This is a genomic window from Anabaena sp. CS-542/02 (assembly GCF_028331085.1).
In the GTDB taxonomy this organism is placed as follows: domain Bacteria; phylum Cyanobacteriota; class Cyanobacteriia; order Cyanobacteriales; family Nostocaceae; genus Anabaenopsis; species Anabaenopsis arnoldii.
This window is the reverse complement of sequence record NZ_JAQMTM010000079.1, coordinates 1-7,284: the sequence shown is the minus strand read 5'-3', so window position 1 is coordinate 7,284 and position 7,284 is coordinate 1. Positions and strand designations below refer to the sequence as shown.

The 7,284-nt window shown below is 44.5% G+C and carries 6 protein-coding genes and 1 pseudogene; 4 read left to right on the top strand and 3 right to left on the bottom strand.

Annotation, left to right across the window (positions count from 1 at the left end):
* Both PN447_RS08960 and recR read left to right on the top strand, forming a co-directional pair.
* Window positions 1-166 (top strand): annotated as a pseudogene (locus PN447_RS08960) (photosystem II q(b) protein); the annotation flags it as partial.
* A 200-nt stretch (window positions 167-366) separates the two neighbouring features.
* Window positions 367-921, top strand: coding sequence for a recombination mediator RecR (recR, locus tag PN447_RS08955; RefSeq protein ID WP_271762470.1), 555 nt, complete (start codon window positions 367-369; stop codon window positions 919-921).
* 171 nt (window positions 922-1,092) lie between these two features.
* Here the strand turns inward: recR and PN447_RS08950 are convergent, their stop codons facing one another.
* The 3 genes from PN447_RS08950 to PN447_RS08940 all read right to left on the bottom strand — a co-directional run bounded on the left by PN447_RS08950 (window position 1,093) and on the right by PN447_RS08940 (window position 2,708).
* Entirely contained in the window at window positions 1,093-1,230 is a 138-nt protein-coding gene (locus tag PN447_RS08950) for a hypothetical protein (RefSeq protein WP_271733528.1), read from the bottom strand.
* A gap of 286 nt (window positions 1,231-1,516) precedes the next feature.
* On the bottom strand, window positions 1,517-2,437 hold the full coding sequence (locus tag PN447_RS08945; protein WP_271762467.1) for a histone deacetylase family protein: 921 nt from the start codon (window positions 2,435-2,437) through the stop codon (window positions 1,517-1,519).
* A 52-nt stretch (window positions 2,438-2,489) separates the two neighbouring features.
* Window positions 2,490-2,708 (bottom strand): hypothetical protein, encoded by a 219-nt coding sequence (locus PN447_RS08940; protein ID WP_271762465.1) that lies wholly within the window; start codon window positions 2,706-2,708, stop codon window positions 2,490-2,492.
* Window positions 2,709-3,341: 633 nt separating this feature from the next.
* On the opposite strand from PN447_RS08940, the gene gyrA reads away from it, so the two are divergent.
* Window positions 3,342-5,924, top strand: a complete 2,583-nt coding sequence (gene gyrA, locus PN447_RS08935; protein ID WP_271762464.1) for a DNA topoisomerase (ATP-hydrolyzing) subunit A — start codon at window positions 3,342-3,344, stop codon at window positions 5,922-5,924.
* Window positions 5,905-7,284, top strand: a 1,380-nt coding sequence (gene lnt, locus PN447_RS08930; protein ID WP_271762462.1) for an apolipoprotein N-acyltransferase, incomplete at its 3' end; no start/stop codon positions are given. The genes gyrA and lnt, both read left to right, overlap by 20 nt.

Sequence of the window (7,284 nt, the reverse complement as noted above, 5' to 3'; positions counted from 1 at the left end):
AATTGACTCTCAAGGTCGCGTCATCGCTACCTGGGCTGATGTGATCAACCGCGCTAACCTGGGTATGGAAGTAATGCACGAGCGTAACGCTCACAACTTCCCCTTAGACTTGGCTGCTGGTGAAGTTGCTCCTGTTGCTTTAACCGCTCCTGCAATCAACGGCTAATCATAAACTTTAGCTGAATCTAAAAAAGCCTCCTAGAAATAGGGGGCTTTTTTTGTTTTTTAACCTAATTACTCCAGCTGACGAAGCGATCGCACAATCTAAAAACATGACCGGAAAAATGTCATCATAGTTGATGATGAGAAAATACAGGAGATAAAACCACGGTTTACGCACGTCCTTTAGCACGGTTAATAGAGCAGTTGCAACGCCTACCAGGAGTTGGTCCCAAATCAGCCCAAAGATTGGCTTTGCACATCTTAAAACGTCCCGAAGCCGAAGTAGAAGCATTAGCACAAGCCTTGATTGATGCAAAAAAGCAGATAGGCTTGTGTTCTGTTTGCTTTCACCTATCTGCTGATCCTGTTTGTGAAATTTGTCGTCATCCTAACCGCGATAATACCTCTATTTGTGTGGTAGCTGATTCTCGTGATGTGATTGCTTTGGAAAAAACCCGCGAATATAAAGGTAAGTATCACGTTTTAGGTGGGGTGATTTCCCCTATGGATGGTATTGGACCTGAACAGCTAACTATTCAAGCTTTGGTGCGTCGGGTGAGTCAACAAAAAATCCAAGAGGTGATTGTGGCTATTAGTCCGACTATAGAAGGGGAGACAACAACCCTGTATATCGGTCAGCTACTTAAACCATTTACCAAGGTTACACGTATTGCTTTTGGTCTACCCGTGGGGGGAGATTTGGAGTATGCAGATGAGGTGACACTAGCTAGAGCCTTGGAGGGGCGCAGAGAATTATAGTTTCCAATTCCATGAAGTGGGGTTTTGCGAGGCGATCGCTAGTAAAAATTAAGTTACAGTAGCTTTACAGTGATTTCCCTCTAGATGTGGTCTGTCTGTAAAACTTGCATTTTTTGGCGGACAATAGCTTTACTGGAATCTGTTGACACGAAGGATCCACCGGGGTGTTATTTAGCGTTCTCCTGTTTTTTCAATGGTTTCTATCACTGCTAAACCAACACCAGAAGCTGCTATGAGCATGACTGCTGATAGCAAATAGATATTAGCAAACATTCTCAGGGCATCTTCAAAAAACATATAGGTGCTCATTGTTTCACCTTGTCAACTCTATGCTGTTGTTACTGTTCATGTTTCCATTTACTGATTTAACAGTTCTCATGGAACAATGACTTTCATTAGCATCTTAACAAAACTTTAGACAGTTTATGAGGGTAAACAGATTTTTTTTTGTGAAAATGAGATGAATTTAATTGGCTTTTTGTAACTTAGAATACAGAAAATATATATAAATTAATATTTAGGTGCGTCAGATATCAAAAATCTCTTGATTTCCACAATTTATAGGGTCTGACGCACCCGACAAGAGATATTTAAGTTAAATTAAGCAGCTTTCAATAGTGGCTAACACAGATTGGGAGAGGGAGGTAAAATCATAACCACCTTCTAAACCAAAGAGAATTTTCCGAGTTAGTCCTAGACAAGCATTCGTAAATAAGGCATAGTCTTGAGGCTGTAAATTAATATTGGCTAAAGGATCTGACTCATTGGCATCATAACCAGCACTGACAATCAGTAAATCCGCCTGAAAGTTAGCTAAAAACGGTATGACCTTCGTTTCTATGAGTGGCTGATATACAGTGATATTACTACCAGGGGGTATCGGTAAATTTAAGACATGATCATATAATCCCTTCTCAGAAGCTCTCCCAGTACCGGGATAACACGGATGCTGATGTAAAGAACAGTATGCAATTTGGGGGTGAGTTTCCACGATGGACTGGGTACCATTGCCATGATGTACATCCCAGTCGAGAATGGCCACGCGGTTAACTCCCGGTTGTTCCAGGGCATATAAAGCGGCGATCGCCGCATGGGAAAATAAACAAAAGCCCATACCAGTATTACGTTCAGCATGGTGTCCCGGTGGACGTGCTAAGACAAAAGCCGGGTTAGCGGAGGTGAGTACAGTATCCACCCCATCCAACCAGGCACTTACTGCTAATAATGCTACATCATAACTGCGGGGAGAAACTGGTGTATCACCGTCTAAATAACCCCCTCCACTGGCGGCAATTTCTTTAACTTTGTTGATGTAGGCTGGATCATGGGCTTTGAGTAGTGTGGGTATAAGCGATGGCCTTTCTAATGCTGGCGTAGGGGTAAGCCAAGTAATTTTTTCCCCAAAGGCGGCTGAGTTGAGAGCATTGACTATTACCGTCAAGCGTTCCGGCTTTTCGGGATGATATCTTCCAGTTTTGTGGTCTAGAAACTCATCAGAATAAATGACTGATAACATAAGGAAACATGGTCAGCAGAATACTCTCGGTTATTCTATCCTGATTGTTGCTCTATCCTTGATGCTCCTCAAGGGTTTCATCGATTGGTTGCTCTAGCATCTCCGGTACTAAAGCAGGGTTCCCCCTCCGTTCCGCTGGCGATTGGGCGCGGATGACATCATCCATTTTGGGAGGATGTTTGATCATGTCTAGCACCTCCGGACTTAATTGAGATGCAGCATCTTCTGGGTGAGCTTTTTCCCCTGAGTTGAAAACTTTTTGGTGATTCATGGCAATTTATTTTAACTCCTAGTCTTCACCTTAAGATATGTGGTAGTTAGGGGGTACTATCAGTGGGAGTTAAATTCCTATTTTCCCCATACCTCAATGGTAATATATAGTCATCCTATTTGACTTGAGAAATTATGAGTGAGGAAAGGGAACACCGGAACAGGGAACAGGGAACAGAAATTGTTCATGAATCATTTAGGATTGCTTTATTTACTATTATTGTTTCTAATCTATGGCTGTTCTGTCTTATTTCCAGTATGGGAAAAAGTTGATTAACTACAGATGTAAGACTGCTTAGGATCGAAGGACTATCTTCTGGCTAAAATAACTTTTTTTTGGCAATTAATTTGAATATAAACTATTAGTTATAAATGAGATGTTTCTAGTTATTTTTTCTTATAAAATAGTTACTAAAAATACATTCATAATGTTTGTGATATTACCATAGGCAAAAACTCTAGTTTTCCAGTTTATTTCTCGATATTTTAGCTGGTTACTTTAGGTGCAAAAGATGAGATTATATGTTATAATGTTAACAAAAATATGGAAATTATTCAAGATTAATTCAGAATAATTTGACGCTGGCAACAAGCGTAAGGGCTAAAATCTACATTTTTTGGAGTTTTTTAGATTATGACAACCTCACAGGAGAGGATTATCCCCACAGACCTGCGCAATGAAATGTCCCAGTCTTATCTGGAATACGCCATGAGTGTGATTGTGGGTCGGGCGCTCCCAGATGCAAGGGATGGTCTTAAACCTGTGCATCGTCGCATCCTCTATGCAATGCACGAGCTGGGACTGACTCACGATCGCCCATTTCGTAAATGCGCCCGTGTAGTTGGGGAGGTTTTGGGTAAATATCACCCCCACGGTGATACAGCGGTCTATGATGCTTTGGTACGGATGGCGCAGGACTTCTCTATGCGATCGCCCCTGATTAACGGTCATGGTAACTTTGGATCGGTAGACAATGACCCACCGGCGGCCATGCGATACACAGAGTGTCGGTTACAAGCTTTAACTAGTCTGTCCCTCCTCCAAGATATTGAATCAGAAACTGTAGATTTTATCGATAACTTCGACGGTTCCCAACAAGAACCGACAGTATTACCATCACGCATCCCCCAATTGTTGCTCAATGGTTCCTCCGGTATAGCGGTGGGTATGGCTACCAATATCCCCCCTCACAACTTGGGGGAATTAATTGATGGTTTGGTGGCGCTGATTCATAACACTCAAATCACTGACCTGGAATTAATGGAGTATATTCCCGGTCCAGATTTCCCCACAGGGGCCCAGGTGTTGGGAACAGCAGCGATTCGGGAAGCTTACACCACTGGACGCGGTTCTATTACTATGCGGGGTGTGGCTACCATTGAAACGGTAGAACAACGAGGAAGACCGGATAGAGAAGCAATTATTATCACTGAGTTACCCTACCAAACTAACAAGGCGGGGTTGATTGAAAAAATCGCCGACATGGTGAATGAGAAGCGTCTGGAAGGAATTGCAGATATTCGAGACGAAAGCGATCGCGATGGGATGAGAATCGTGATTGAATTGAAGCGGGATGCATACCCCCGTGTAGTCCTCAATAACCTTTACAAGCAAACCCCCCTCCAAGCCAACTTTGGGGCGAATATGCTGGCCCTGGTCAATGGTAAACCGGAAATCCTCACCCTGAAGAAGTTCTTAGAAGTCTTCCTAGATTTCCGCGTTGAATCAATTACCAGACGCACCCGCTACGAACTGCGAAAAGCCGAAGCTCGTGATCATCTCCTCCAGGGGTTATTAATTGCCTTATCTCAATTAGATGCAATTATTGTTTTAATTCGTCATGCACCCGACGCACCCACAGCCAAAGCAGAGTTAATTACAAATTATGGGCTGTCAGAAGTCCAAGCCGATGCTATCCTACAGATGCAGCTGCGGCGTTTGACAGCCTTAGAAGCAGATAAAATTCGTCAAGAACACGCAGATTTACAAACCCAAATTACCGATTTACAGGATATTTTAGCCCGGCGAGAACGGATACTAGAAATCATCGAAACCGAAGTCACTCAGCTAAAAACCAGCTTTGCAACACCCAGGCGTACAGTAATTTTACCCGGTGAAGGCGATATAGATGAGCGTGACCTGATTGCTAATGAAAAAGCCATCATTTTAGTCACAGAACAAGGCTACATCAAACGGATGCCTGTCAACACCTTTGAAGCCCAAAGCCGCGCTACCAGAGGGAAAGCCGCCGCTAAGGTCAAAGATGATGATACCATTGAGCATTTCTTAACTTGCTGCGATCATGACAGTGTTTTATTCTTTAGCGATCGCGGTGTCGTCTACTGCTTAAAAGCTTATCAAATTCCTGTCGGTTCCCGTACCAGTCGCGGCACACCCATTGTGCAAATGCTACCCATTCCCAAGGAAGAAAAAATTACCTCAATTGTCCCCGTAGATGAGTTTAGCAGTGAAGAATATCTAGTTATGCTCACCAAAGGCGGCAATATTAAGAAAACCGAATTAGCCGCATTTAGTAACATCAGAGCTAACGGCTTAATTGCTATTTCTCTGGAAGAAGGGGACCAACTGCGCTGGGTACGCCGGGCGAGGGTAGAAGATAGCATACTAGTGGGTTCTCGTCAAGGGATGGCGATTCATTTTCGATGTACCCATGAACAGCTACGTCCTCTGGGTAGAGCCACTCGGGGAGTCAGAGCCATGAAACTAAAAAATGGCGATGAACTCGTAGGGATGGATATACTCCCCGCCGCCATTCTGGACACCTTAAATACAGAGGAAACCGCAGACATAGACAACGCAGACATAGACATCCAGGAGGAATCCCTAGAAGTACCAAGTAACGGTATTATTGGTCCTTGGGTGTTAGTGATTACCATGGGCGGATATGGTAAGCGCGTACCAGTGGCCCAATTCCGACTGCAAAACCGCGCTGGTCAGGGTTTAATGGCTACCAAATTCAAAAACCGTAAGATGAAAGACCAATTAGCCACCTTACGGATTGTTAACAATGATAACGATGAAATTATGATGGTGACTAATCGTGGTATAATCATCCGTCAAGCGGTGAATGCCATTTCCATACAATCGCGATCAGCCACTGGGGTGAGAGTGCAGCGTCTGGATGAAGATGATGCCATTAATGGTGTAGCTATAGTTCCTCCTGATAGCGGTGAAGATGTGGAAGCAGCTGAGTAAAAAATATAGGGAAAGGGTAACAACCTTACTCCCCTATGCGATCGCCTGCGCCAGTGGTGTCTTAATGGGGCTAACTGTAGCCCCCGTGGGTGCATGGTTTTTCGCCTGGATTGCCCTCGCCCCTCTGTGGGTATTAGTTTTTACCTCTCCTGCATCTCCCCCCCTCCTGGGACTGGCCTGGGGTGTTGGCTATCATGGTGTCGCCCTATCCTGGATTACTGGGATTCATCCTATGAACTGGTTGGGCGTTGCTTGGTTACCAAGTTTAGCAATTACCCTGTTTTGTTGGTCATTTATTAGCCTACTTGGGGGGTTGCTCCTCACCCTGTGGGGGGCGGTTATGGCTCGTTGGGCGGGGAAAAAATCGGGGCTACGTGTTCTATTTGGTACAGCTATTTGGTGCGGCTTAGAAAGTCTCTGGAGTGCTGGACCCTTGTGGTGGAGTTCCTTGGCTTATACACAAAGTCCCCACAACCTCGTAATTTTACACCTGGGTCAACTATCAGGACCGAACACCGTCACCGCCGCCATAGTTGCAGTCAATGGTTTAATTGCAGAAGCATGGATTAACCACCACAGTAGAAGTTCCTCCTCTGGTCGGGTGGTCAAGCAACAGTTGGCGATCGCCATCTCACTATTCATGACTTTACACCTGTTGGGGTTTTATTTATATAGCCGTCCCATCGCCCAACCACCAGCAGCAGCTTTGCAGGTGGGAATTATCCAAGGTAATATCCCCAACGAAATTAAACTTATACCCCAAGGTTTGCGGCGGGCTTTAGCAGGTTACACCAGTGGATATTACAATCTAGTAGATCAAGGTGTTGATGCAGTCCTTACCCCAGAAGCAGCTTTACCCTATTTCCAGCGCGACCTCCCCAACACTAGCTTAATTCAAGCAGTGCAAGAAAAAGGCGTAGTTGCTTGGGTTGGGGCTTTTGGAGAACAGGGAACCAGTTATACAAATAGTTTATTTACCTTCACTGGGAATGGTGAAATTTTCAGCCGTTACGACAAAACTAAATTAGTCCCACTGGGGGAGTATATACCCTTTGAGGAGATTTTAGGCGGTATAATTGGGCGCTTATCACCGCTGGATGCTCACCAAGTACCAGGGACAACCAATCAGATATTTGATACCCCCTTTGGTCGGGCTATAGTTGGTATATGTTATGACTCCGCTTTCCCCGAAATATTTCGCCGTCAAGCTGCTACCGGGGGGCAATTTATTCTCAGTGCTTCTAACGATGCTCATTACAGCCCCTCTATGCCATTTCAACATCACGCCTTGGATATAATGCGGGCTATTGAAACCGATAGATGGTCAGTGCGGGCGACTAATACCGGATATTCCGCCTTT